This is a genomic window from Pseudomonas sp. GNP013 (assembly GCF_054343995.1).
The window spans coordinates 130599-157194 of sequence record NZ_JBTGUT010000001.1 but is presented as its reverse complement, the minus strand read 5'-3'; the positions used below and the strand labels follow the sequence as shown (position 1 = coordinate 157194).

General features: G+C 62.6%; 22 protein-coding genes. 6 read left to right on the top strand and 16 right to left on the bottom strand.

The features are described 5' to 3' along the window. Window positions 1-130: 130 nt before the first annotated feature. Genes trpC through ACXX81_RS00665 form a run of 3 tightly spaced genes read right to left on the bottom strand, consistent with a single transcriptional unit; the run spans window position 131 to window position 2616 of the window. On the bottom strand, window positions 131-967 hold the full coding sequence (gene trpC, locus ACXX81_RS00675) for an indole-3-glycerol phosphate synthase TrpC (RefSeq protein WP_458571069.1): 837 nt from the start codon (window positions 965-967) through the stop codon (window positions 131-133). Further along, window positions 964-2013 carry an anthranilate phosphoribosyltransferase gene (gene trpD, locus ACXX81_RS00670; protein ID WP_458571068.1) on the bottom strand — a complete coding sequence of 350 codons (1050 nt, stop codon included), beginning with the start codon at window positions 2011-2013 and terminating at the stop codon, window positions 964-966. The genes trpC and trpD overlap by 4 nt, the downstream gene beginning before the upstream one ends. A gap of 9 nt (window positions 2014-2022) precedes the next feature. After that, on the bottom strand, window positions 2023-2616 hold the full coding sequence (locus tag ACXX81_RS00665; protein WP_003232567.1) for an aminodeoxychorismate/anthranilate synthase component II: 594 nt from the start codon (window positions 2614-2616) through the stop codon (window positions 2023-2025). 418 nt (window positions 2617-3034) lie between these two features. Between ACXX81_RS00665 and estP the strand changes: the two genes are divergently transcribed. Next, window positions 3035-4957, top strand: a complete 1923-nt coding sequence (gene estP, locus ACXX81_RS00660; RefSeq protein ID WP_458571067.1) for an esterase EstP — start codon at window positions 3035-3037, stop codon at window positions 4955-4957. 75 nt (window positions 4958-5032) lie between these two features. Here the strand turns inward: estP and trpE are convergent, their stop codons facing one another. From trpE to ACXX81_RS00610, 10 genes are all read right to left on the bottom strand, one after another. Then, the gene (trpE, locus tag ACXX81_RS00655) at window positions 5033-6514 is read right to left on the bottom strand and encodes an anthranilate synthase component I (protein WP_209985457.1); all 1482 of its coding nucleotides are present in this window, start codon (window positions 6512-6514) and stop codon (window positions 5033-5035) included. A 70-nt stretch (window positions 6515-6584) separates the two neighbouring features. Continuing rightward, window positions 6585-7403 (bottom strand): phosphoglycolate phosphatase, encoded by an 819-nt coding sequence (locus ACXX81_RS00650; RefSeq protein ID WP_057006684.1) that lies wholly within the window; start codon window positions 7401-7403, stop codon window positions 6585-6587. Next, a complete protein-coding gene (gene rpe, locus ACXX81_RS00645) occupies window positions 7400-8074 on the bottom strand; it encodes a ribulose-phosphate 3-epimerase (RefSeq protein WP_209985460.1) in 675 nt (224 codons plus the stop codon). The genes ACXX81_RS00650 and rpe overlap by 4 nt, the downstream gene beginning before the upstream one ends. A gap of 84 nt (window positions 8075-8158) precedes the next feature. Further along, window positions 8159-9307 (bottom strand): iron-containing alcohol dehydrogenase, encoded by a 1149-nt coding sequence (locus tag ACXX81_RS00640; protein WP_057006682.1) that lies wholly within the window; start codon window positions 9305-9307, stop codon window positions 8159-8161. 141 nt (window positions 9308-9448) lie between these two features. Continuing rightward, window positions 9449-10273 carry an ABC transporter permease gene (locus tag ACXX81_RS00635; RefSeq protein ID WP_209985466.1) on the bottom strand — a complete coding sequence of 275 codons (825 nt, stop codon included), beginning with the start codon at window positions 10271-10273 and terminating at the stop codon, window positions 9449-9451. Between the two features lie 12 nt (window positions 10274-10285). Further along, window positions 10286-11533: an ABC transporter permease gene (locus ACXX81_RS00630; protein ID WP_458571066.1), complete on the bottom strand. Its 1248-nt coding sequence runs from the start codon at window positions 11531-11533 to the stop codon at window positions 10286-10288. 147 nt (window positions 11534-11680) lie between these two features. Next, complete coding sequence (locus ACXX81_RS00625; RefSeq protein WP_458571065.1) at window positions 11681-12721, bottom strand: ABC transporter substrate-binding protein; 1041 nt, start codon at window positions 12719-12721, stop codon at window positions 11681-11683. Window positions 12722-12764: 43 nt separating this feature from the next. Then, the gene (locus ACXX81_RS00620) at window positions 12765-13877 is read right to left on the bottom strand and encodes an ABC transporter ATP-binding protein (RefSeq protein ID WP_209985475.1); all 1113 of its coding nucleotides are present in this window, start codon (window positions 13875-13877) and stop codon (window positions 12765-12767) included. A 226-nt stretch (window positions 13878-14103) separates the two neighbouring features. Continuing rightward, window positions 14104-14733: a response regulator gene (locus ACXX81_RS00615; RefSeq protein WP_003232590.1), complete on the bottom strand. Its 630-nt coding sequence runs from the start codon at window positions 14731-14733 to the stop codon at window positions 14104-14106. Window positions 14734-14751: 18 nt separating this feature from the next. After that, window positions 14752-16746, bottom strand: a complete 1995-nt coding sequence (locus ACXX81_RS00610) for a PAS domain-containing sensor histidine kinase (protein WP_458571064.1) — start codon at window positions 16744-16746, stop codon at window positions 14752-14754. 75 nt (window positions 16747-16821) lie between these two features. Between ACXX81_RS00610 and ACXX81_RS00605 the strand changes: the two genes are divergently transcribed. Next, entirely contained in the window at window positions 16822-17796 is a 975-nt protein-coding gene (locus ACXX81_RS00605) for an alpha/beta hydrolase family protein (protein WP_458571063.1), read from the top strand. Between the two features lie 290 nt (window positions 17797-18086). Here ACXX81_RS00605 and ACXX81_RS00600 read toward each other — a convergent pair whose 3' ends face one another. From ACXX81_RS00600 to ACXX81_RS00590, 3 genes are read right to left on the bottom strand one after another with little or no spacing between them, the layout of a single operon-like run. Further along, window positions 18087-18854: a TerB family tellurite resistance protein gene (locus ACXX81_RS00600; protein ID WP_057006680.1), complete on the bottom strand. Its 768-nt coding sequence runs from the start codon at window positions 18852-18854 to the stop codon at window positions 18087-18089. Between the two features lies 1 nt (window position 18855). Then, a complete protein-coding gene (gene murU / locus ACXX81_RS00595) occupies window positions 18856-19530 on the bottom strand; it encodes an N-acetylmuramate alpha-1-phosphate uridylyltransferase MurU (RefSeq protein WP_458571062.1) in 675 nt (224 codons plus the stop codon). After that, a complete protein-coding gene (locus ACXX81_RS00590; protein WP_322212059.1) occupies window positions 19527-20552 on the bottom strand; it encodes an aminoglycoside phosphotransferase family protein in 1026 nt (341 codons plus the stop codon). Before ACXX81_RS00590 ends, murU begins: the two co-directional genes overlap by 4 nt. Window positions 20553-20682: 130 nt before the next feature. Between ACXX81_RS00590 and ACXX81_RS00585 the strand changes: the two genes are divergently transcribed. The 4 genes from ACXX81_RS00585 to rsmA are packed head-to-tail and all read left to right on the top strand — an operon-like array spanning window position 20683 to window position 26570. Beyond that, a complete protein-coding gene (locus ACXX81_RS00585; RefSeq protein WP_458571061.1) occupies window positions 20683-23460 on the top strand; it encodes an LPS-assembly protein LptD in 2778 nt (925 codons plus the stop codon). Continuing rightward, a complete protein-coding gene (locus ACXX81_RS00580) occupies window positions 23441-24775 on the top strand; it encodes a peptidylprolyl isomerase (protein WP_458571060.1) in 1335 nt (444 codons plus the stop codon). Before ACXX81_RS00585 ends, ACXX81_RS00580 begins: the two co-directional genes overlap by 20 nt. Then, window positions 24772-25761 (top strand): 4-hydroxythreonine-4-phosphate dehydrogenase PdxA, encoded by a 990-nt coding sequence (gene pdxA / locus ACXX81_RS00575; RefSeq protein ID WP_209985499.1) that lies wholly within the window; start codon window positions 24772-24774, stop codon window positions 25759-25761. The genes ACXX81_RS00580 and pdxA overlap by 4 nt, the downstream gene beginning before the upstream one ends. After that, window positions 25758-26570, top strand: a complete 813-nt coding sequence (rsmA, locus tag ACXX81_RS00570; RefSeq protein WP_057006674.1) for a 16S rRNA (adenine(1518)-N(6)/adenine(1519)-N(6))-dimethyltransferase RsmA — start codon at window positions 25758-25760, stop codon at window positions 26568-26570. The genes pdxA and rsmA overlap by 4 nt, the downstream gene beginning before the upstream one ends. Window positions 26571-26596 lie beyond the last annotated feature (26 nt).

Below are 26596 nucleotides of genomic sequence, written 5' to 3'. Positions count from 1 at the left end.
TCCCTGAATACACCCACACCCAATGTGGGAGGGGGCTTGCTCCCGATAGCGAAGTATCAGTCGAAATACGCATCAACTGAACGAATGCCATCGGGAGCAAGCCCCCTCCCACAGGTTGACCGTGTTTCAATCAGTCCAGTGTCGAGCCGCCGACCGGCACGCCACGCTCCGGGAAGAACAGACGTTGCAACTCCGCCCCCGGGTGCTCGGCGCGCATGAACGTCTCGCCCACCAGGAACGAATACACGCCATTGATTTCCATCAGTTCCACATCGGCACGGTTGGCGATGCCACTCTCGGTGATCACCAGGCGGTCACGCGGAATGCGCGGCAGCAGGTCGAGGGTGGTTTCCAGGCTGACGTCGAAGGTGTGCAGGTTACGGTTGTTCACGCCAACCAACCGCGTGTCGACGGTTTTCAATGCGCGCTCCAGTTCATCGCCGTCGTGTACTTCAACCAACACGTCCAGACCGACGCTCTTGGCCACCGCCGCCAGTTCGGCCAGCTTTACGTCATCCAGCGCCGAGACGATCAGCAGTACACAGTCGGCGCCCAGGGCACGGGCTTCGATGATCTGGTACGGGTCAACCATGAAATCCTTGCGGATCACCGGCAGCTTGCACGCCGCGCGCGCCTGCTGCAGGAACAGGTCGGAGCCCTGGAAGTAGTCGATGTCGGTCAGCACGGAGAGGCACGTCGCCCCGCCCTTCTCGTAACTGGCGGCAATGTCGGACGGAACGAAGTGCTCACGAATGACGCCTTTGCTCGGCGAGGCCTTTTTCACCTCGGCAATCACCGCAGGCTGCTTGAGCTTGGCCTGGGCGATCAAGGCATTGGCAAAACCGCGCGGGGCATCGGCGACTTTCGCCTGCGCTTCCAGCTCGGCCAGGCTCACACGCGCACGGCGCTCAGCGACTTCTTCTGCCTTGCGGGCCAGAATTTTTTGTAGAACGGTTGGCACACTCATCCTTCATTCTCCATCTTGAATACCGCAGTGAATGCTCCCAGCTCTTCGAGTTTTTCGCGAGCCAGACCGGTGTGAAGTGCATCGTGAGCCAAGGCGACACCCTCTTTAAGACTATAGGCATGGTCGGCGGCGTAAAGTGCCGCGCCAGCATTCAGAACAATCATCTCGGCCGCTTTTTGACCGTTCTCGGTCTTGCGGCGCCCCAGGGCATCGCGGATCAACTCCAGGGACGCGGCCGGGCTTTCCACCGCCAGGCCATGCAGACTCTGGCTCTTCATGCCGAGGTCTTCAGGTTCGACCCAATATTCGGTGATTTGGTCGTTCTTGAGCTCCGCCACAAACGTCGGCGCCGCCAGGCTGAATTCGTCCAGGCCATCCTTGGAATGCACCACCAGCACATGCTTGCTGCCCATGCGTTGCAACACTTCGGCCAGCGGCCGGCACAGGGCTTCGCTGAACACGCCCACCACCTGATGCTTCACACCGGCCGGATTCGTAAGCGGGCCAAGCATGTTGAACAGGGTGCGCAGGCCAAGATCCTCGCGCGGGCCGGCGGCGTGTTTCATCGCACCGTGATGGGACTGGGCAAACATGAAGCCGATGCCGACGCTGTCGATGCAGCGTGCCACTTGCACCGGCGTCAGGTTCAGGTAGATGCCCGCTGCCTCCAGCAGATCGGCACTGCCGCTCTTGCCGGACACCGCACGGTTGCCGTGCTTGGCCACTGTGCAGCCCGCCGCCGCAACCACGAATGAAGACGCCGTGGACACGTTGAAGATATTCGCGCCATCGCCGCCAGTGCCGACCACGTCGACCACACCGTCGAGGGTCTTGAGTTCAACCTTGTCCGCCAGCTCGCGCATGACCGACACAGCGCCGACGATCTCGTCGATGCTCTCGCTCTTCATGCGCATGGCCATCATGAACGCACCGATCTGTGCGTCGGTGCACTGACCGGTCATGATCTCGCGCATCACATCGCTCATTTCCGCGGTGCTCAGGTCCAGGTGGCCGACGATACGGCCCAGGGCAGTCTTGATATCCATGAAAAGTCCTTAGCGCGTGCCGCCGCTCTGCTTGAGAAAGTTGGCGAACAGCTCGTAACCCTGCTCGGTCAGAATCGACTCAGGGTGAAATTGCACCCCTTCGATATTCAGCGTCTTGTGGCGCAGGCCCATGATCTCGTCGACCGAGCCGTCTTCCAGCTGGGTCCAGGCGGTCGGTTCCAGGCACTCGGGCAGGGTTTCACGCTTGACCACCAGCGAATGGTAGCGGGTCACTGTTACGGGATTGTTCAACGCCTGAAATACGCCCAAGTCCCTGTGGAACACCGGGCTGGTCTTGCCGTGCATCACCTGGCGCGCACGCACCACGTCACCGCCAAAGGCCTGGCCGATGGACTGATGGCCCAGACACACGCCCAGGATAGGCAGCTTGCCGGCGAAATACTGAATGGCTTCGAGGGAGATGCCCGCCTCGGTCGGGGTGCAGGGGCCAGGCGAAACCACGATGCGTTCCGGGTTCAGCGCTGCGATCTGCGCCACGCTCAGTTCGTCGTTGCGCACCACCTTGACCTCGGCACCGAGTTCGCCCAGGTACTGCACGACGTTGTAGGTAAAGGAATCGTAGTTATCAATCATCAGCAACATGTGGGTTCAAACCTCTTGAATTCACTGATTTCGAATGTCCGCCTTCCAGGGCGTGACCCGCTGTCGAACGCACGTTCCAGTGGCCGGCCGAGCCGACACGGGGCGTCAGACAAAGGGTGAAGAAGGCAAATCGGTACAGGTCCGGCGGGGCCGGCAGGGAACAGTCAGGCGCGCCAACGCCAACGGGCGTGAGCCTTGATGACGCGCATCAAGAGTTTGCTGATGATCAACACGGGGAGGGTCTCGTTCATACGTTGGGGCACAGTAGCGTAGCCTCGCGAGCGGTGCAATATAGTCGCGCAAATACGCGGGTAGACCTGCCTTGGTTTATCGGAAAAAGCTGTTTTCACTTGAAGAACATTCTCAATGTCTGGTTAATGTTTCGCTTCCGATACAACAAAACCAAATGGACTTTGTCATGCAAAAACCCGCCCTTCTTGCCCCGCTCGCCGGCTGCCTGTTGTCCCTGGCCTGTGCCCAGGCGCTTGCAGCCTCCTCGCCCTATTCAACCATGGTGGTGTTCGGTGACAGCCTGGCCGACGCCGGCCAGTTCCCGGATGGCAACGCCGGGTCGACACTGCGTTTTACCAACCGCACCGGGCCGAACTTCCAGGGTGACTTCGGCCTGGTCTCATCGACCTTGCTCGGTACCCGGCTGGGCGTTGCGCCCAACGACCTGAACGCCTCGACCTCGCCGGTTCGCGCGGCCCAGGGCCTGCCCGACGGCAACAACTGGGCGGTCGGCGGCTACCGTACCGACAACATCCTGGACTCGATCAACTCGGTGTCCAACGCCACGGTCCCGCCCAACAATCCCGGCGGCGGTACGGTATTGCGCAGCCGCCAGGGCTACCTGCCGGCCAACGGCGGGCGGGCGGATCCAAACGCGCTGTATTTTCTCTCCGGCGGCGGTAACGACTTCATTCAAGGCCGCGTGCTCAGCGCGGGCCAGGCCGTCGCTGCAGGCGGCCGCCTGGCCGACAGCGCCCAGGCCCTGCAACAGGCCGGCGCCCGCTACATCATGGTGTGGATGCTGCCCGACCTGGGGCTCACACCGGCCATCAACGGCACACTGCTGCAGGCGCCGAGTTCGGCCCTCAGCAGCCTGTTCAACCAATCGCTGGTGCAACGGCTGTCGCAGATCGACGCGCAGATCATCCCGCTGAACATTCCGCTGCTGCTCAATGAAACCTTCGCCGACCCCGGCCGCTTCGGCCTGGCCACCGGGCAAAACCTCACCGGCACCTGCTTCAGCGGCAACGGCTGCAGCGCCAACCCGACCTACGGCATCGGCGGCACCACCCCGGATCCGACCAAGCTGATCTACAACGACGCCGTGCACCCCACCATCGCCGGGCAACGCCTGATTGCCGACTACGCTTATTCACTGCTGTCGGCGCCCTGGGAACTGACCCTGCTGCCCGAAATGGCCCAAGGCACCTTGCGCGCCCACCAGGATGAACTGCGCAACCAATGGCAGGCCGATAACGGCCGTTGGCAAGCGGTCGGCCAGTGGCGCGCGATTGTGGCCGGCGGTGGCCAGCATGTGGACTTCAACCACCAGGACAGCGCCGCGAGTGGCGATGGCACTGGCTACAACCTGAATGTCGGCGGCAGCTACCGGCTCAACGAGGACTGGCGCGTCGGCGTGGCGGCCGGCTTGTACCGCCAGACCCTGGAAGTCGGCGCCAACGATTCGGACTACAAGCTCAACAGCTACATGGGCACCGCCTTCGCCCAATATCAGCAAAACCACTGGTGGGCCGACGCGGCGTTGACCGGCGGCAAGCTGGACTTCGACAGCCTCAAACGCAAGTTCGCCCTGGGCGTCAGCGAAGGCTCCGAAAAAGGCGACACCGACGGCTGGCTGTGGGCCTTGAGCAGCCGCGTGGGCTACGACATCGCCGCGCCGGACAGCGACTGGCACCTGTCACCGTTCATCAGCGCCGATTACGCACGGGTCGAAGTCAACGGCTACTCGGAGAAAGACAATCGCTCCACGGCCCTCACCTTTGATGACCAGCAACGCGACTCCAAACGTCTGGGCGCAGGCCTGCAAGGCAGCTACCGGGTAACACCGCAGACCCAGGTGTACGGCGAAGTGGCCCACGAGCACGAGTTCGAAAATGACACGCAGAAAGTGAACATGTCGCTCAACAGCGTGCAGGCCATCGACTTCAAGCTGGACGGCTATACGCCACGCAGCAATTCGGATCGCCTGAGCCTGGGCGTCAGCCACAAGCTGACTCAGGAGCTGGCACTACGGGCGGCGTATAACGTGAGGAAGGATGACAGTTTGACCCAGCAAGGCGTCAGCGTTGGCGTGAGTCTGGATTTCTGATGCAGTCTTGAGAGCGGAACAAAACAAATGTGGGAGCTGGCTTACCAGCCCCCACATTTTGTTCAATGCCAGCCTTTAGCGTTGCGGCGTTTGCTCGGCCAAGGCCACAGCCCGGAACATCGCGCGGCGCTTGTTCAGGGTTTCCTCCCACTCGAGGGCCGGCACCGAGTCGGCGACAATCCCGCCGCCCGCCTGCACATGCAGTTCGCCGTCCTTGATCACCGCCGTGCGAATCGCAATCGCCGTGTCCATGTTGCCGTTCCACGCAAAATACCCCACGGCACCGCCGTAGACACCGCGCTTGACTGGCTCCAGCTCATCAATGATTTCCATCGCGCGAATCTTCGGCGCGCCCGACAAGGTGCCCGCCGGCAGAATCGCGCGCAGTGCGTCCATGGCGGTCAGCCCGGCCTTCAGCTCGCCGGTGACGTTGGAGACGATGTGCATCACGTTGGAATAGCGCTCGATCACCATCTTCTCGGTCAACTTCACCGAACCGATTTCCGAGACACGCCCGGTATCGTTACGGCCCAGGTCGATCAGCATCAAGTGCTCGGCAATTTCCTTGTCGTCGCTCAGCAGGTCCTGTTCCAGCGCCAGGTCGGCTTCTTCGGTCGCGCCACGGGGACGCGTGCCGGCAATCGGGCGCACGGTGATCAGGTTGTCCTCGACACGCACCAGCACTTCCGGCGAACTGCCCACTACGTGGAAGTCGCCAAAGTTGAAAAAGTACATGTAAGGCGTCGGGTTGAAGCAGCGCAGTGCGCGATACAAGTCGATGGGCGCAGCCTTGAAGTCAATGGACATGCGCTGCGACGGCACCACCTGCATGCAGTCTCCGGCAAGGATATATTCCTTGATGGTATCGACTGCGCGCTCGTAGTCATCCTGAGTAAAGCTTGAGCGAAAGATCGGATCGGCGGCCGGCGGACGGCTGAGGTCCAGGCCGCGACGCGGAGTGATCGGCTGGCGCAGTTTGTCCAACAAGGCTTCGAGGCTCGCCAGCCCCTGCTCGAACGCATCGGCCTGGGCCGGGTCGGCGAGCACGATGGCGTGCATCTTGCCGGCCAGGTTGTCGAACACCACCACCGCGTCGGAGACCATCAGCAGAATATCCGGCACGCCCAGCGGGTCCGGGTTCGGGCATTTGCCCAGGCGCTTTTCCACATAGCGCACGCAGTCGTAGCCGAAATACCCGACCAGGCCGCCGTTGAAACGCGGCAGGCCCGGGATGGTCGGCACGTTGTAGCGCGCCTTGAAGCTTTCGACGAAGGCCAGCGGGTCTTCCACGTCATGGCTTTCGATCTCGACGCCATCGTGGGTGATGCTCACGTGGTGATCGTGCACCCGCATCACCGTGCGGCACGGCAGGCCGATGATCGAATAACGGCCCCACTTTTCGCCGCCCTGTACCGATTCGAGCAGGTAGGAGTTGGGCTCGTCGGCCAGTTTCAGGTAGATCGACAACGGCGTGTCGAAGTCGGCCAGGGTGTCGCAGGCCAGGGGAATACGGTTATAGCCGGCAGCGGCCAAACGCAGGAATTCTTCGCGGGTCATGATGTGCCTCGTGGCATGAGGGTCTGGCGGTCGGGTAGGCAAACGTGCCGCAGGGTGCGGCCAGGAGCAGTCAGGCGCGCCAACGCCAGCGGGCCAGAGCCTTGATGACTTTCATCCAGAGTTTGCGGGTAACCACCACGATGGCATTTCCAGAAGGGGACGGGTCGATGTCGGGCAACGTTATCCCAGCGCCCGCTCCCAGGCAACCGGGGATTAACAGGCGCAGATCATCAATCACCAGCGCCGGCGATTCTTCGGCAATCGGCCGGCCATGGTTGTAGCCATAACTCAAGGCCACGCACTGCACGCCTGCGGCTTTCGCGGCCTGTACATCGCTGCGCGAGTCGCCGACGAACAACGACTGGGATGCCGGAATATTGGCCATTTTCATCACGAAAAACAGCGCCGCCGGGTCGGGCTTTTTCTGCGGCAAGGTATCGCCGCCGATGATCCAGCGGAAATAGCGGCCGATTTTCATCTGGTCCAGCAGCGGCGCGACAAAGCGTTCCGGCTTGTTGGTGATCAGGGCCATTTCCACGCCCTTTTTGTGCAGCCACTTGAGGGTGTCGCGCACGCCGGGGTACACCACCGTCAATTCATGGCTGCTTTCATAGGCCGCGTTGAACAGTTCCAGAGCGTGCTCGGCCTCCACCTCGTCGACACCCGTGGCGTCGATATGGTTGGCCAGGGCCCGGCGCACCAGCATCGGCGCGCCATTACCCACCCAGTCGCGCACCGCCTCGATCCCTGCCGGCTTGCGCCCCAGTTTGAGCAGCATGGTGTCCACCGCCGCAGCCAGGTCGGGCACCGAATCGATCAACGTACCGTCCAGATCGAACATCACCAGCCGTGGCAGCTTGCCGGGAAACAGCTGCTCGAAGCCGCTCATGGACGCGTCAGCGCCAGTTCGGCGCGCATCTTGTCGATGACTTCCTGGTAGTTCGGCGCATTGAAGATCGCCGAGCCGGCCACAAAGGTGTCGGCACCGGCGGCGGCGATGTCGCGGATATTATTGACGTTCACCCCGCCGTCGATCTCCAGGCGGATATCCCGGCCCGAAGCGTCGATCAGCGCCCGCGCTTCGCGCAGCTTGTTCAGGGTGCCGGGGATGAACTTCTGCCCGCCGAAGCCCGGGTTGACGCTCATCAGCAGCACCATGTCGACCTTGTCCATCACGTACTCGAGCACGTTCAGGGGCGTGGCCGGGTTGAACACCAGGCCCGCCTTGCAGCCGCCTTCGCGGATCAGTTGCAGGGTGCGGTCGACGTGCAGCGTGGCTTCCGGGTGGAAGGTGATGTAAGTGGCGCCGGCCTCGATGAAGTCACCGATGATGCGGTCGACCGGGCTGACCATCAGGTGCGCGTCGATCGGCGCGGTGATGCCGTACTTGCGCAGCGCTGCGCAGACCATCGGGCCGATGGTCAGGTTGGGCACGTAGTGGTTGTCCATGACATCGAAGTGCACGAAGTCGGCACCGGCGGCCAACACCTTGTCCACTTCTTCACCCAGGCGGGCGAAGTCGGCGGAGAGAATCGATGGAGCAATGACGAAGGGCTGCATGACGCACCTTTTCTGAGCTAAATCACGATGGCGCGCATTGTATACCTCATGCTTTGCCGCGCGCACCGTGACCTCGTTCAAGGATCAGAAAGCGGCCCGGTAGATTTTCTCGATATCCGCCGCGCTGAGCTTGCGCGGGTTGTTGCGCATCAGACGCTCGATGCCCGCCGCTTCCACCGCCATGGCCGGGATTGCGTCCTCGGGCACCCCGAAACTGTGCAGCCCGGCCGGGATTTCGACGGCAGCGCACAGGCGCGTCATCGCCTCGACAGCCTGGTCGGCGGCGTCATTGGCGCTCAGCCCGGTGACATTCACGCCCATGGCCTGGGCAATGTCCTGCATGCGCTCGACACAGGCCAGTTTGTTCCAGTGCATCACGTAGGGCAGCAACAGCGCGTTGCTCACGCCGTGGGCGATGTTGAAGCGTCCGCCCAGCGGGTACGCCAACGCATGCACCGCGCCCACGCCGGCATTGCCGAACGCCATGCCGGCCATCAGGCTGGCGGTGGCCATATCGTCACGGGCCTTGAGATTGGCCGGGTTGGCATACGCCTTGGGCAGCGCGTTGGCAATCAGCTTGACCGCGCCAATGGCCAGCGCATCGGTGATCGGCGACGCATTCAGCGACAGGTAAGACTCGATGGCATGCACCAGCGCATCCAGACCGCTGGCGGCGGTGACGCTGCGCGGGCAGGTCAGGGTCATTTGCGGGCTGATCAGCGCCACATCCGGCAACAGGTAGTCGCTGACGATGCCCTTCTTCAATTGCGCCGCCTTGTCGGAGAGGATCGCCACATTGGTCACCTCCGAACCAGTGCCAGCCGTGGTGGGGATGGCGATCAGCGGCGGCCCTTTGCGCGGCACCTGGTCGACGCCGAACAAATCTGCCAGGGCGCCGTGGTAGCCGGCGTAGGCCGCCACGCTCTTGGCGATATCGATGGCACTGCCGCCGCCCAGACCGATCAGCCCGTCGTGCCCACCGTCGCGATAGACCTGCATGCAGTCTTCGACGATGGCGATTTCCGGGTCGGGCAGCACACGGTCGAAAATCTCATAGGTGCGTCCGCCCAGGTGTTCGAGCGCCAGCGCCACGGTGCCGGACTTGACCAGCGCGGCATCGGTGACGATCAGCGGGTTATCCACATCCAGGCGCGTGAGTTCGGCGGCGAGTTGCTCGATGGCGCCAGCGCCGGTGAGCAGTTTGTGGGCGATCTTGAATGAGGAAGTACTCATGTGCGCGGCCTCTTATCGGTGATGGGCTGGCACAAGGATAGCTGACAGATGAGCGTTGTCTGCCATTCAGCATCTGAATGCACGCAATTCAAATGTGGGAGGGAGCAAGCCCCCCTCCCACAATGGATCTCTATCTGATCTCTAGACCTGCGCTGTCCGCAGCTTCTCGCTGCGCCCACGCAACCACTCCAGCGTCAGCAACAGCAGCACCGAGAACCCGATCAGCAAGGTCGCCGCCGCGGCAATCGTCGGGCTGAGGTTTTCGCGGATACCGCTGAACATCTGCCGTGGCAGGGTGGCTTGCTCGGGACCAGCGAGGAACAGCGTCACCACCACCTCATCGAACGAGGTGGCAAAGGCGAACAGCGCCCCGGAAATCACCCCCGGCGCAATCAATGGCAAGGTCACCCGACGAAACGCGGTCAACGGTGAGGCCCCGAGGCTCGCCGCCGCACGCACCAGATTATGGTTGAACCCCTGCAAGGTGGCCGACACCGTGATGATCACGAACGGCACGCCCAGCACCGCATGCACCACGATCAGCGAAAAAAAGCTGTTGCCCAGCCCCAGCGGTGCAAAGAACAAATAACTGGCCACGCCGATAATCACCACCGGCACCACCATCGGCGAAATCACCAGGGCCATCACCAGCGCCTTGCCGGGAAAATTGCCGCGCGTCAGGCCAATCGCCGCTAGCGTGCCGAACACCATCGCCAGCACGGTGGCCGCCGGCGCCACGATGATGCTGTTCTTCAGCGCGCGCATCCATTCGGCCGAGGCAAAGAAATCCTCATACCAATGCAGCGAAAAGCCCTGCAACGGGTACACCAGGAAACTGCCGCTGTTGAACGACAGCGGGATAATCACCAGCACCGGCAAAATCAGGAACAGCAGGATCAGGCCGCACAGCACCCGCAGGCTGTAGAACCACACCCGCTCCACCGGGGACATATAAGGACTCAGCATCGCAAGGTCTCCTCAGCTCAGGCGCAGGCGGCTCGCGCCCACCAGTCGGTTGTAGATCAGGTACAGCAACACGGTGGCCAGCAGCAGCAGGCCGCCCAATGCCGTGGCCATGCCCCAATTGATGCTGGTGTTGGTGTAGAACGCCACGAAGTAGCTGACCATCTGGTCGTTCGGGCTGCCCAGCAAGGCCGGGGTGATGTAGTAACCAATCGCCAGAATGAACACCAGCAGGCAGCCAGCGCCGACACCGGCGTAGGTCTGCGGGAAGTACACGCGCCAGAAACTGGCGAACGGGTGACAGCCCAGGGAAATCGCCGCACGCAGGTAGGTAGGCGAAATGCCCTTCATCACGCTGTAGATCGGCAAAATCATGAACGGCAGCAGGATGTGCACCATGGAGATGTAGACCCCGATGCGGTTGAACACCAGTTCCAGCGGGCTGTCGATCAGGCCCAGGCCCATCAGCGCGCTATTGATCAGGCCGCCCGACTGCAGCAACACGATCCACGCCGCCACCCGCACCAGAATCGAGGTCCAGAACGGCAACAGCACCAGAATCATCAGCAGGTTGCTTTTGCGCGCCGGCAGGTTGGCCAGCAGGTACGCCAGCGGGTAGGCCAGCAGCAGGCAGATCACGGTGATCACCAGGCCCATCCAGAAGGTGCGGGCGAAGATGTCCAGGTAGATCGCCTGGTCGGGCGTGGCCGGGGCGATCTCGCCGAGGTCGTCGATGCGGTGATCGACGGCCGCCAGCAGGTAGTACGGGGTAACGCTGCTGGTATTGCGCCGGATCGCCTGCCAGTAGGCTGGGTCGCCCCAGCGTTCGTCGAGGTTTTCCAGCGCTTGCTTGTAAGAGCCGGGCGTTTCGGCAAACGGCAGCGCCCGCGCGGTTTTCGTCAGCAGGCTGCGATAGCCCGCCAGTTCCATGTTCAAGCGTTTGGACAAGTCGCCCAGGGTCTGGTTTTTACGCGCCTCGCCCAGGTCTTCGCTGAGCGCCTGGTACACCGGCTCGCCCGGCAGGCCGCGCCCATCCCAGGCCGTCACGGCCACCACGGTACGCGGCAAGCCCGCCACCACTTCCGGGTTGCCGACACTCTTGAACAACAGCGCGACAATCGGCACCAGAAACACCAGCAGCAAAAACAGCACCAGCGGCGCAATCAAGGCCTGCGCCTTCCAGCGGTTGAGCCGCTCGGCACGCGCCAGGCGCTGCTTGAGGGTGGGGCTGTTGACCTCGTTCGAGGGAACGGCGATGGCCATGGCTGACTCCGGATATTGAAGATAAATGCACACCCTTGTGGGAGGGGGCTTGCTCCCGATAGCGGGGGGCAAGTCAGCCTGTCTGTTGCCTGACCCTCTGCCATCGGGAGCAAGCCCCCTACCACAGGGGGTCAGCGGTGCTGCTGCTTACTTGGCCGCCCAGGAATTGAAGCGCTGCTCCAGTTGCTCGCCGTTATCGGCCCAGAAGCTCACGTCGATCTGCACCTGGTTGGCGATGTTTTCCGGGGTGGTCGGCATGTCCTTGAGGACGTCCTTGGCCAGCAACGGCACGGCCTGGGTGTTCGCCGGGCCGTAGGCGATGTTTTCCGAGTAGGTCTTCTGCTGCTGCGGCTGCACTGAGAAGGCGATGAATTTCTTCGCCGCTTCCGCGCGGTCCTTGGCCAGGCCTTTAGGGATGGCCCAGGCGTCGAAGTCGTAGATACCGCCATTCCACACCACTTTGAGGTTGCTTTCTTTCTGCACGGCGGCGATGCGGCCGTTGTAGGCCGAACTCATCACCACGTCACCCGAGGCCAGGTACTGCGGCGGCTGTGCGCCGGCTTCCCACCACTGGATCGACGGTTTGAGTTCGTCGAGTTTCTTGAATGCGCGGTCCTGGCCATCTTTGCCGGCCAGCACTTTGTACACGTCTTTGGGCGCTACACCGTCGGCCATCAGCGCAAATTCCAGGGTGTACTTGGCGCCCTTGCGCAGACCACGCTTGCCGGGGAATTTCTTGGTGTCCCAGAAATCCGCCCAACTGGTTGGCGCGGAAGCCAGCTTGTCGGCGTTATAGGCCAGCACGGTCGACCACACGAAGAAGCCCACGCCGCACGGCTGGATCGCGCCCTTCACGTAGTCGGCGGTGTTGCCGAACAGTTTCGGGTCGAGTGGCTCGAACATGTCTTCGTCGCAGCCACGCGACAGTTCCGGCGACTCCACTTCCACCAGGTCCCAGGACACGCTCTTGGTGTCGACCATGGCTTTGACCTTGGCCATCTCACCGTTGTATTCGCCGGCGACAATCTTGCCATTGCCCGCACTTTCCCACGGCGCGTAGAACGCCTTGACCTGGGCCGCCTTGTTCGCGCCACCGAACGACACCACGGTCAGGTCGGGGCCTGCCATGGCCTGTGTGGCGCCCACCAAGCCAAGTGCCAGGGCCGAATACTTAAGGGATTTCAACATTGTTGTGCTCTCCACGTGCAGGGTTGGTGAAGCCAGGGGGCGATCAGTTCGCCTCTAGAAGTGGGTCGAGTGCGCGAACGTGCTCGACTTGCCAGCCAATCGGTACCACGTCGCCGACCGCCAGGGCCGGGTCCAGCTCGGCAATCGGTTGTTTCACAAAGAAATCGGTCTTGCCGCAGACCTCCAGGCGCACCCGCACGTGGTCGCCCAGGTAGATGAACTCCGCCACGCGCCCGGAGAAACGGTTGACGCAGCGTTCGCTGGTGCCGTTGAGGCTGACGCGCTCAGGGCGCACCGACAGGGTGACGGGGCCGCCGACCTCGCCGACGTTCACCGCCAGTGCCTCGACCTTCTCGCCCCGCGCCAGCTCCACCACGCAACGCTCGCCGGTGTGGCTGTGCAGGCGGCCATTGAGGCGGTTGTTTTCGCCGATGAAGTTGGCGACGAAGGTGTTTTTCGGCTCTTCATACAAGCTGCGCGGCGCGGCGATCTGCTGGATTTCGCCCTGGTGAAACACTGCTACGCGGTCGGACATGGTCAAGGCTTCGCCCTGGTCGTGGGTCACGTACACCACGGTCAAGCCGAGGCGCTGGTGCAGGTGCTTGATCTCCATCTGCATGTGCTCGCGCAGTTGCTTGTCGAGGGCGCCGAGGGGTTCGTCCATCAACACCAGCTGTGGCTCGAACACCAGCGCGCGGGCCAGGGCCACGCGCTGTTGCTGGCCGCCGGACAGCTGCGCGGGGTAGCGCTGGGCGAAGGCATCGAGCTGGACCATGCTCAGCACGCGCTTGACCCGTTCGCTGATATCGGTCTTGCTCAACGAGCGTACCGACAAGGGAAAGGCGAGGTTTTCGGCGACGGTCATGTGCGGGAACAGCGCGTAATTCTGGAACACCATGCCGATATCGCGCTTGTGCGGCGGCACGTTGTTGATGGAGCGCCCGGCCAGCTGGATCTCGCCGGCGGTGGGTGTCTCGAAACCGGCGAGCATCATCAGGCTGGTGGTCTTGCCCGAACCGGACGGCCCGAGCAGGGTGAGGAACTCGCCCTTGCGAATCTCCAGGTTGAGGTCCTTGACGATCAGGTTCTCGCCGTCGTAGCTCTTCTGCACGCCACGAAAGCTGACCAGCACATCCTTTGAATCCACCTCGCTCATACCCGCACCTTTGTGTTTTGGACTGCTGTGGCACAAGCGTAGTCCAGGTGCGAGGCCCCGGAAATCGGGGGCCAGGAGAGAATCGCATCAGCCGGACGGAAGGTGGCGGGTAGGGATTGCCCTACACCGATGGCGGGGATGGGACAGTGCCGTGGCAAGGCGCGAGCTGCACACGGCAGGAACGGTGCGGCGGTGGTTTTCCGGGTCGTCGTTATTGGGTAAGTCGTTAGAGAAGCTTGTGCTCCATGGCGTACTTCACCAGCTCGGCCAATGAGGTGATATGCAGCTTCTGCATCAAACGCGCCTTGTGGGTGCTGATGGTCTTGTTGCTCAGGGCCAGTTGCTGGGCGATGTCATTGACGTTGGCGCCCTGGGCCAGGCGCTCGAACACCGAAAACTCCCGCTCCGAGAGCAGCGAATGCAACGGCCGCGAGTCGGTGAGGCCGACCTCGAAGACCATCCGGTCGGCCAGGTCCGGGTCGATATAGCGCCCGCCCGCCGCCACCTTGCGAATCGCCGCCAGCAGCAGCGCGGGGTCGCTGTCCTTGGTGGCGTACCCTGCCGCACCGACTTTCAGGGCGCGCGCGGCCATTTGAGCTTCGTCGTGCATCGACAGCACCAGGATCGCCGGCGGATCGTTCAGCGCGCGAATACGCGCAATCGCTTCCAGCCCATTGACGCCCGGCATCGAAATATCCAGCAGCACCACTTCGCAGGGCACATGGCGCAAGGTCTCGAGCAACTGCTCGCCGTTGCTGGCCTCGCCAACCACCAGCAGGTCTTTGGCCAGACCGATCAATTGCTTGATGCCTTCTCGAACAATGGTGTGGTCTTCGGCTACCAGTACGCGGATCACAGGGGTTTCCTTTTGTAGTTAGGCATCCAGCGGCACCGTGACACTCAGGGTGGTGCCCTCCCCCAACGCGCTGTCAAGGGTCAACAGCCCGCCCATGATCAGCACCCGCTCGCGCATGCCCACCAGGCCGAACGACACCGGGCGCTCCCCGGTCTGGACGAACCCCACGCCGTCATCGCTGATGCTCAGCCGCAGGGACTCGCCGTCTATCGCCAGGGTCAGTTCGACAGTATGCGCCTGGGCATGGCGCATCACATTGGTCAGCGCCTCCTGCAGGATACGGAACAAGCCGATGGCCTTGGCATCACTCAGGGCCGGCAGGTGTTCCGGCACCTGCACCAGGCAAGGAATCTGCGTGCGCGCTTCGAACCGCCGCGCCTGCCATTCGATGGCCGAGCCGATCCCGGCGTCCAGAATCGGCGGGCGCAGGGCCGTGGCCACGTCGCGTACCAGTTGGAACAGTTGGGCGATCAGACGCTTCATGCTGTTCAAGCGCTCATGCAGCCCGGGATCAAGCTGCGCATAGGCCAGCTCGCACATGGAGGTTTCCAGCTTGAGCACCGTGAGCATCTGCCCGAGTTCGTCGTGCACCTCGCGGGCGATGCGTGCCTTTTCTTCTTCGCGCACGGTTTCCAGGTGGGCGGAGAGTTCGCGCAATTGCGCTTCGCTTTGCAGCAAGGCAGCCAGGGTGCGGCGCAGTTCGGTGACGTCATTGAGATAGACCACCAGGTATTCGGCCTCGGCAAAGCGCAGAAAACTCAGCGACACCGTGACTGGCACGATGCTGCCATCGGCGCGCGTGCAGTCGGTGGCGAAGTTCTGTGGCGCCTCTTCGTTGGCCCGCGCACGCTTCCACAGGTTGAGCCAGCGGTCCATGTCCAGCGTGGGATCAAGCGCGGCCAGCGGCCGTTCGATCAGCGCGCCGGGGCCGTAGCCGAGCATGCTTTCGGCCGCACGGTTGGCGTAGCGCACATGGCTGTCCCAGTTGACCCAGAGAATTCCGACGGTGCTTTGATCGATGGAAAACTGCGTCAGCCGCAGCGCTTCAGCGCCGGCGGCGCGGGCGGCACTTTCTTCACGCGCGGCCAGCAGGCTGCGTTCGAGCCCGCGCTGCTGACGGCGCTGCCAAGCCACCAGCGTCAGGCTGGCAAGCAGCAACAGGCCCAGCAGCAGGCAGAGGTTTTGCCACAACCCGGGGGATGCGGACAGGCGTGGATACTGGGGTTGCAGCCAGCGATTGTGCAATTGGTCGAGGTCGCGGGCGGGGATGGCGCGCAGGGCGCTCTGCATGATGCCCGCCAGCTGGGGCCAATCGCGGCGCGTCGCCACCCGCAGCAATTGCGGCAGGCCAACATCGCCCACCACCGCCACCCCGGCGAACTCCGCTTCGCCCGACAGCCGGCTCAACTGCGCTTCGTCCACCACCGCATAGCGGGCCTGCTGGCTCACCAACAATTGCAGGGCCTGGCGCTCCATGGGCACGCCTTGCAGATTGAGGCCGGGATAAGTGCTGCGCAGATAATCGGCCACTGCGCTGGGCATGCGCACGGCGATGCGCGAGAGGCTGTCGAGCTTTTCCAGCTCCACCGCACCGCCGCCCTCGCGGATACCGACGATGTGCTGCGGCACGCGCATGTAGGGATCGCTGAACGACCACAGGCGCAAGCCGGCCGGGGTTTGCTGCAAGCCGGGGGCGATATCGATCTCGCCGTCGCGCATGGCGGTTTCGAGTGAATCCTGAGCAGGAAAATTGCGCCACGACAGCTCGATATTCAGCGCCTTGGCCAGCCATTGCATCAATTCCACATTGGCTCCGGACAAACGCTGCAACCGCCGGTCGTATTGCGCATACGGTGCCTGCAGCACCAGGCCGACGCGCAGTTGCGGATGACGGGCCAGCCATTCCCGTTGCTCGGCATTGAGTTGCGCCTGCGGTACGCCCGGCGCAGGGGCCGCATTGGCGATCAAGGCGAGGCACAGACAGCCGATAAACAGCACACAGCGAAAACCCATGATCACGTCTCACGTCACTGACAAATACTGACCAACCCATTAGGCTGCTGGAATCATTCCGGCCGGGAAGCAACGATGCCATCACCCAACCGCTCAGCAGTGCCAGCATTGTGCCTGTCGCTGTTATTTACCAGCGCCTTTTCTGTCCAGGCCGCCGACGCCCCTGCGCCCGCCGCCGAAAAACCGGCCGAGCGCCAGCCTCTGTTGGAGCGCAGCCAGGAAGAGTCCGCCGCCCTCGAGCGCCAGCTCCCGCGTGGCGAGCAGCAACAACTGCAGGCTGGCAGCGAGTCATTCCTGGCCCTGTGGAAGCCGGCCAACAGCGCCGAAGCCGAAGGTGTGGTGATTATCGTGCCGGGTGCCGGGGAAACGGCGGACTGGCCGCAGGCAGTTGCGCCGCTGCGACGTAAATTGCCGGACGCCAACTGGGGCACGCTCAGTCTGTCGTTGCCGGACGTGAACCTCGACACCCTGCCGCCCCGGGTAATGGAATCCCCCAAGGCCGCCGTTGACACCAGCAGCAAGGAAGGCAGCACCGCCGCCAAGCCGATCGAACAGGCCGCCAGCGCCGAGGCCGAAGGCACCGACCCGGCCGTGGTACCCGGTGCGGATGAACAGGACAAGACCGACGCCAAACGCATCTTCGACCGTATCGACGCCGCCGTGGCCTTCGCCCAGGCCCAGAGCGCGCGCAGCGTGGTGCTGCTCGGCCATGGCACCGGTGCCTGGTGGGCCGCGCGTTACCTGAGCGAAAAACAACCGGCCCAGGTGCAGAAACTGGTGATGGTGGCCGGCAAGACCCCGCCGGCCCGCCAGCCGGACCTGCTGCAACTGGCACCGGCGCTGAAACTGCCGACGGCGGACGTCTTCTATCAAGACAGCGCAGCCGCCAGCAAAAACGCCCTGGCGCGCAGCCAGGCCGCCAAGCGCGCGAAAAATGAGGGTTACAAGCAGGTGTCGCTCAAGACGCTGCCCGGCAACAGCTCGGCCGAGCAGGAGCAGTTGTACCGCAGGGTTCGCGGCTGGCTGAGTCCGCAGGGCAACGCCGACTGACACCACAGAACCAGGTTGAATGCTTAAACCCAGTAGTCAGGGGGCCATTGTGGCGAGCGGGCTTGCCCTAATGCCGTTCAGTTAAGCGCAGATTCCCTGTGGCGAGCAGGCTTGTCCTGCGTTGGGCTGCGCAGCAGCCCCAAAGCCAGGCGCTGAGCCGTATCAGGTACACCGCGTTTTGCTCGATTGGGGGCGCTTCGCACCCCAACGCGGGGCAAGCCCGCTCGCCACAGAGGTCTTCGGTCGGAAGCAACTCCTCCTGTATTCATTGGGTTGTCATTTGGACACTGTCAGCGAAAATCCCGGCGCTCGCGAATCAACGCATATGCATTGTGCAACTCCCGGGTACGTTCGGTGGCCTCGCGCACTTGCGCGGGGCTGGCGCCTGAGCCAGCGATTTTATCCGGGTGATGGCGGCTGAGCAGGCGGCGGTAGGCACGCTTGATCACGGACGGTTCGCTCGTCGCGGTCACCCCCAGAATGCGCAGGGCGTCCTGATAGGCACCGCCCCGGTTGGCCACCGGCTTGCGCTCCGGCGCATAGTCGGACGCCAGCGCCTGCAGCTGTTGCGGGGTCCAGCCCAGCCATTTACCCCACAGATCAATGAGGTCGCGCTCGGCGTTGTCCGCCTTGCCGTCCGCCCAGGCCATGCGCCAGCAGGCGCGCAGCACACCCTCCGCCGCATGGGGCTGGGCCTTGAGCACGCGCAAATAGGTGCGCACCCGGTCGGATCCGGACTTGCCCCGGTTAAACGCAGCAATCGCCCGATGCCGGGCCGGCTCGCTCATGTCCAGTGCACGCATTTCCTGGCGGGCCTGCTGGATATGCCCATCCACCACGCGGCCGTTGCTTTTGGCCAGGCGACCCAGCAGCACAAACAACAATTCGTCGTTGCGCAACACCGGGCGCCCACCCAGGCGTTCACGCAACTGTTCCCAGCTTTGCAACTGCAGGCGGCGGTCCAGCGCCTGCCCCAGCAATGCGCCCAATAAAGCCCCCGGAATACTGGCAATGGCATAGCCAGCCCCGGCGCCGATCAGCGTCCCTGGCCACAACATGCTAGCGCCCCGCTGTCAGCAGGGTTTCGACCTGCGCCAGACGCTCCAGCGTGCCGACATCAATCCAGTGTCCCGTCATGTGCTCTCCCGTTACCTGATCCCTGGCCATCGCCTCGCGCAACAGCGGCGCGAGTTTGAAGGCGCCAGCGCTGCAACCCGCGAACAAACGTGGGTCGAGCACTGAAATGCCACTGAAGGTCAGGTTATCGGCACCGGGCGCCGCATCATGAAGCAGGCCGTCATCCAGGCGAAAATCCCCGCCCGAAGGGTGATGCGCCGGGTTGTCGACCATCACCAGGTGGGCCAGGCCCTGGATCGGCTGCTTGAGACGGGTAAAGTCGTAGTCGGTCCAGATATCGCCATTGACCACCAGAAACGGCTCATCCCCCAGCAGCGGCAAGGCCTGGAAAATCCCGCCGCCGGTTTCCAGCGGCTCGCCCTCGGCGGAATAACGGATGCGCACACCGAACTGCGCGCCGTCGCCAAGGTAGCGCTCGATCTGTTGGCCGAGCCAGGCATGGTTGATCACGATGTCGGTAAAGCCTGCCCTGGCCAGCGCCTCCAGGTGATATTCGATCAAGCGCTTGCCGCCGGCCTGCACCAGCGGCTTGGGCGTGTGCAGGGTGAGCGGGCGCATGCGTTCGCCCTTGCCGGCCGCCAGGATCATCGCCTTCATAACACGGCCTCGGCCGGCTGGCGCAGGCTGCAAAGCAGCTCACCCAGCGCATCGAGTTCGGGGCGCTCGGCGAGCACGGCTTCTATATAAGCAAAGAAACGCGGCACATCGGCCAGGTAACGCGGCTTGCCGTCGCGGTGGCAGATACGCGAGAAGATGCCGATGACCTTGAGGTGACGTTGCACACCCATCAGGTCGCTGGCGCGCAGGAAGTCGTCGAAATCCGCCTGCACCGGGATGCCCAGTTGTACGGCGCGCTCCCAGTAACCGCGCTGCCATTCACGCACGCGGGCCTGGGGCCAACTGAGGAAGGCATCCTTGAACAGGCAGGTGATGTCGTAGGTCACCGGGCCGTAGACTGCGTCCTGGAAGTCGAGCACGCCGGGATTGGGCGTGCTGAGCATGAGGTTGCGCGGCATGTAGTCGCGGTGCACCAACACCTTGGGCTGGGCCAGGGCGCTGTCGATCAGCAGGTCGCTGGCGCGCTGCCAGAGAGCCTGCTGCTGCGGGTCCAGCTCCAGACCCAGGTGCCGACGCACGTACCACTCGGGGAACAATTCCAGCTCGCGGCGCAGCAAGGCCACGTCGTAACTGGGCAGCGGCTCGTCCATCGGCAACTGCTGAAAAGCCAGCAAGGCATCGATGGCATCGGTGAACAAGGCGTCGGCATTTTGCGTGTCGATCACGTCAAGAAAGGTCTTTGTGCCCAGGTCATTGAGCAAAAGAAAGCCGCGCGGCAGATCTTCTGCATAAATTTTTGGGACATTTATTCCTGATTTCGCCAGCAAATAAGCGATATCGACGAAAGGTTTGCAGTTTTCCTGAGGGGGTGGTGCGTCCATCACGACCAACGTGCGGCCGCCCCCCTCCCAACGGAAATAACGCCTGAAACTCGCGTCGCTGCTGGCCGCAGTCAATGTGGCCGGGGGTACGGCGCCCCAGTCCTGAGCGTTGAAAAGGATCGGCAACTGCTCATCCAGCCAGACTTCCAGCTGTTGTAAACGTAGATCGTGCTCGGGCATTACAAGGGTCTCCGACGGCGCTAGCCGTCAAGCGGGGCATGCTTTATTATCACGCATCTTTTTCAGACCATCGAGAGGCGTGCGGCCCAAACCGCGGGCAGATGGCACGCAGGAAGCCCGGACTAATAAGATGGCATTGAAATCCCCCGCGTTTCGTAGAAAATTTCCGTTGCTGGTAACCGGCAGTCTGCTGGCCATGCAACCTTTCGCCACCTCATTCGTGGTCGCCGCGGAACAGTATGACTGCTCAGTCTCTGCTTCGGGTGCCTGGGATTGCGCGCCGAAAACCGCCGCCGCCCCATTACCACCGCGCCCGGTGCATGACGGCGCTGCCGTCAGCTCGGCCAACAGCACGGCCCAGGCCGCTGCGAGTGGCACTGCCGAGGCCGAGCCGAAGACGGCGCTGGTCACCGAATCCAAGGGCCGTGGCCTGCGTTCGCGCAGCGCCGACTACAGCCACTTGGACTGGGTGCCGCGCAATAAGCTGACCGCAGCCCAACTGGCCGAAACCGGCCCGTACTGCGGCGGTGCGTACATCGAGCCGATTCGTCCTGGCATGAACGACAAGACGGACAAGAGCGATGCGCCCACCTTCATCGGCGCCAAGGCCTCCCGTTACGAGCAGGAGTCGCAGGTCGCGACCCTCGCCGGTGACGTGGTCATGCGCCAGGGCAGCATGCAGCTCGAATCCCAGGAAGCCAGCCTGTACCAGGCCGAGAACCGTGGCGAGCTGAACGGTAACGTGCGTCTGCGCGACAATGGCGCGCTGATCGTCGGCGACCATGCCGAGGTCCAGTTGGACACCGGTGCGGCGCAAATCGACAACGCCGAGTACGTGATGCACAAGTCGCGTATCCGCGGTAACGCGCTGTACGCCAAGCGTGCCGAAAACGCGATCATCCGTCTCAAGGACGGTACGTACACCACCTGCGAGCCGGACAGCAACGCCTGGCAACTGCGCGGCAACAACATCACGTTGAACCCGGCCACCGGTTTCGGTACGGCCACCAACGCGACGTTGCGGGTCAAGAACATCCCGATCCTGTACACCCCGTACATCTATTTCCCGATCGATGACCGTCGTCAATCCGGCTTCCTGCCACCGAGCTTCAGCACCGGCAGCGAGACCGGCTTTACTCTGGTAACGCCGTACTACTTCAACCTGGCGCCGAACTACGACGCCACGTTGTACCCGCAATACATGACCAAGCGCGGCCTGTTGATGGAAGGCGAATTCCGCTACCTCACCAAGTCCAGCGAAGGCCAGTTCGGTGGTGCGTACCTGAACGACGACAACAACGAGCGCAGCAAGCAGACCGATTACGAGAAAACCCGCTATATGCTCAATTGGCAGCATAAGGGCGGGTTGGATTCGCGCGTGACAACGCAGGTGGATTACACCCGGATCAGCGACCCTTACTACTTCCAGGACTTGAAGTCCTTTGAAGAAGGCGTTGAGAGCCGTGACGCTCTGAATCAGCAGGGCTCTGTGTCGTATCGCGGTGACAACTACACAGCTCGCCTGAATCTCCAGGCGTACCAGTTGGCGACCATCTCGCAAATCACGCCGTACGACCGCTTGCCTCAGATCACCTTCAACGGTGCACTGCCATACCATCCGGGCGGGCTGAACTTTACTTATGAGACCGAAGCGGTACGTTTTGATCGGGACCTGCAAAACGGTTCCTTCACTGATGAAAACGGCCTTACATCCGCGCGCCTCGACACCTTTGTCACCGGCCTGACCCGTGCAAACGGTACTCGCCTGAACGTGGCACCCGCTGTCGACTACCCGATGAACTGGACTTACGGTTTTATTACGCCAAAGCTTAAGTACGTCTATACCAAGTACGATCTGGACCTCGACACCATCGGCAAGAACACGCTTGCAGCGGGCGATGAGTTCAAAAGTTCTCAAGACCGTGCTGTGCCGATCGCCAGCGTAGACAGCGGCCTGTTCTTCGACCGCAAGACCAACTGGTTCGGCAAAGAATACAACCAGACTCTTGAGCCTCGCGCTTACTACCTCTACGTGCCGAACAAGGACCAGAGCGACATCCCGGTCTTTGACACCAGTGAAAACACGTTCAGCTACGCCTCGCTGTTCCGCGACAACCGCTTCAGTGGCAATGACCGGATCGGCGATGAAAACAAGCTGTCCCTGGGTGTGACCAGCCGCTGGATCGAAGAAAACGGCTTTGAACGTCAGCGTGTGGCCATCGGCCAGGCCCTGTACTTCAAGGATCGCAAGGTTCAACTGCCAGGCATCCTGGCTGCCGACCGTGACGACGCCAAGACCGATGTGTCGCCGATCGCGCTGGACTACGAGTTCCGCTTCAACCGCGACTGGCGCGCCACGGCCGACTATAACTGGGACCCGGTGAGCCACTCGCCACGTTCCGGCAGCGCAATGTTCCACTACCAGCCGGAAGACAACCCGAACAAAATCATCAACCTTGGCTATCGCTATCGTAACGACCAAGTGGTCTACAACCAGTTGACCGGCAAATGGCAGTTCGGTGGTGACTACAGCGTTCCGTCAGACACTGCGAACTACGTGAAGGATTACTACAAAATCCAGCAACACGACTTCTCGATGATGTGGCCGATCATTCCTCAGTGGAACCTGATTACCCGTTGGCAGTATGACTACGCCCGCAACCGCACTCTGGAAGCGTTCGGCGGTTTCGAGTACGACAACTGCTGCTGGAAGCTGCGCGTCATCAACCGTTACTGGGTTTCCAACGACGAATACAGCCAGATCGCCCCACTTAACGAAAAGGGTGACCACGGTCTCTTCTTCCAAATCGTTCTCAAAGGACTCGGCGGCCTGACCGGCGCCAAGGTAGAGAGCTTCCTCGACAAAGGCATTGAAGGTTATCGTCAACGTGAAGATCAAGCTTTCTGAGTCTCTGCGCCCGCTCGTACTGGGCGCGCTGTTCCTGGGTGCCGCATCGGCGCACGCTGCGGTTCAACAGCTGGATAAGGTCGTGGCCATCGTCGATAACGACGTGATCATGCAGAGCCAACTGGACCAGCGCGTCAAGGAAGTCCAGCAGACCATCGCCAAGCGTGGCGGTGGTGTACCGCCGACCAGCGTGCTGGACCAGCAGGTACTGGAACGCCTGATCGTCGAAAACCTGCAACTGCAGATCGGCGAGCGTTCCGGCATCCGTATCTCGGACGAAGAACTGAACCAGGCCGTCGGTACCATTGCTCAGCGCAACAACATGAGCATCGACCAGTTCCGCGCCGCCCTGGCCCACGATGGTCTTTCCTATGAAGACGCCCGTGACCAGATCCGCCGCGAGATGATCATCAGCCGTGTACGCCAGCGCCGTGTGGCCGAGCGGGTTCAGGTATCCGAGCAGGAGGTGAAGAACTTCCTCGCGTCGGACCTGGGCAAGATGCAGCTTTCCGAAGAACTGCACCTGGCCAATATCCTGATCCCGACCCCGGACAGCGCCAACTCCGAGCAGCTCAACGCCGCCGCCGCGAAAACCCAGGCTATCTATGATCGCCTGAAAGCCGGTGCCGACTTTGCTCAAATGGCCATTGCCCAATCCGGTAGCGACAATGCCCTTGAGGGCGGTGACATGGGCTGGCGTAAAGCCGCGCAACTGCCACCTCCGTTCGACCGTGAGCTGAGCGCCATGCAAGTCGGTGGCATTACTCAGCCGGCCCGTACCCCGGGCGGCTTCATTATCTTGAAGCTGCTGGAACGTCGTGGCGGCGAGACTTCGCTCAAAGACGAAGTGCATGTACGTCATATCCTGGTCAAGCCAAGTGAAATCCGCACCGAGGCGCAAACCAAGGAACTGGCGCAGAAGATCTATGACCGCATCGAAAGCGGTGAAGACTTCGCCACCCTGGCCAAGAGCTTCTCGGAAGACCCGGGTTCTGCCCTCAACGGCGGCGACCTCAACTGGATCGACCCGCGTGCGCTGGTGCCGGAGTTCCAGGACGTGATGGCCAAGACTCCGCAAGGCGTGCTGTCCAAGCCGTTCAAGACTCAATACGGCTGGCACGTACTGGAAGTCCTCGGCCGTCGCGCTACCGACAACACCAACCAGGCCCGCGAGCAACAAGCGCTGACCGTGCTGCGTAACCGCAAGTACGACGAAGAGCTGCAAACCTGGTTGCGTCAGATCCGTGACGAAGCCTACGTGGAAAACAAGCTGCCAGGCGCCGAGCAAACAGGCACCGACCAGGCTACTCAGTGAAACCACAGCGTTTCGCAGTGACACCCGGCGAGCCGGCCGGCATTGGTCCAGACCTGTGCCTGCTACTCGCCTCGCACGCCCAGCCGCATCCCCTGATCGCCATAACCAGCCGCGACCTGCTCCTTGAGCGGGCCGCGCAGTTGGGTGTGGCTGTCACGCTGCTGGACGTGGCGCCGGGCAACTGGCCGGAGCTGCCGGCCCCGGCGGGCAGCCTGTACGTGTGGGACACGCCCTTGCAAGCCAGGGTCATTGCTGGTCAGTTGGACAAGGCCAACGCGGCCTTCGTACTCGAAACCCTCACCCGCGCAGGCCTTGGCTGCCTCAACGGTGACTTCGCCGGCATGATCACCGCCCCGGTGCACAAGGGCGTGATCAATGAATCCGGCATTGCCTTTTCCGGGCATACCGAATTCCTCGCCGAACTGACCCATACCGAACAAGTGGTGATGATGCTGGCCACCCGTGGCCTGCGCGTCGCCCTGGTGACCACGCACCTGCCACTGCGGGACGTCGCCGACGCCATCACCGCCGAGCGAGTGGAGCGTGTGACGCGCATCCTGCACGCCGACCTGCAACACAAATTCGGCATTGCCCGGCCCCGTATTCTGGTCTGTGGGCTCAACCCACACGCCGGCGAAGGCGGCCACCTGGGCCATGAAGAAATCGACATCATCGAACCCACCCTGGAGCGTCTGCGCCAAGAAGGCATGGACCTGCGCGGCCCGCTGCCGGCGGACACTCTGTTTACCCCCAAATATCTGGAGCACTGCGACGCAGTGCTGGCGATGTACCACGACCAGGGACTGCCCGTGCTGAAGTACAAAGGCTTCGGCGCCGCTGTCAACGTGACACTGGGCCTGCCGATCATCCGCACCTCCGTCGACCATGGCACCGCCCTGGACCTCGCGGGCAGCGGCAAAATAGATACCGGCAGCCTGCACGTGGCCCTGGAAACCGCCTATCAGATGGCCGAGACCCGTATATGACCGAGCATTACCAACACCGGGCGCGCAAGCGCTTCGGGCAAAACTTCCTGCACGACGCTGGCGTGATCGACCGCATCCTGCGCTCCATCCACGCCAAGCCAGAAGACCGCCTGCTGGAAATCGGCCCGGGCCAGGGCGCGCTGACCCAAGGCCTGCTGGCCAGCGGCGGCCAGCTCGACGTGGTTGAGTTGGACAAGGACCTGATCCCGATCCTCAACCAGCAGTTCGCCGGCAAGACCAACTTCAACCTGCACCAGGGCGACGCGCTGAAGTTCGACTTCAACAGCCTCAATGCCGCGCCCAACAGCTTGCGAGTAGTGGGCAACCTGCCCTACAACATCTCCACACCGCTGATCTTTCACCTGCTCAACAACGCCTCGATCATCCGCGACATGCACTTCATGCTGCAAAAGGAAGTGGTCGAGCGTCTGGCCGCCGGCCCTGGCGGCGGTGATTGGGGCCGGCTATCGATCATGGTTCAGTACCATTGTCGCGTTGAGCACCTGTTCAACGTCGGCCCCGGCGCGTTCAACCCGCCGCCGAAGGTCGACTCGGCCATCGTGCGCCTGGTGCCCCACGCCGTGCTGCCGCATCCAGCCAAGGATCACAAACTGCTGGAGCGCGTAGTGCGTGAAGCGTTCAACCAACGCCGCAAAACCTTGCGCAACACGCTCAAGGCACTGCTGAGCAATGCCGAAATCGAAGCCGCCGGCGTCGACGGCAGCCTGCGCCCTGAACAGCTGGACCTCGCCGCCTTCGTGCGGCTGGCCGACCAGTTGGCGATCCAGCCTGCGCCAGCAGTGGAATAAGGCTCAAGCCTCGACACAATCCAAAT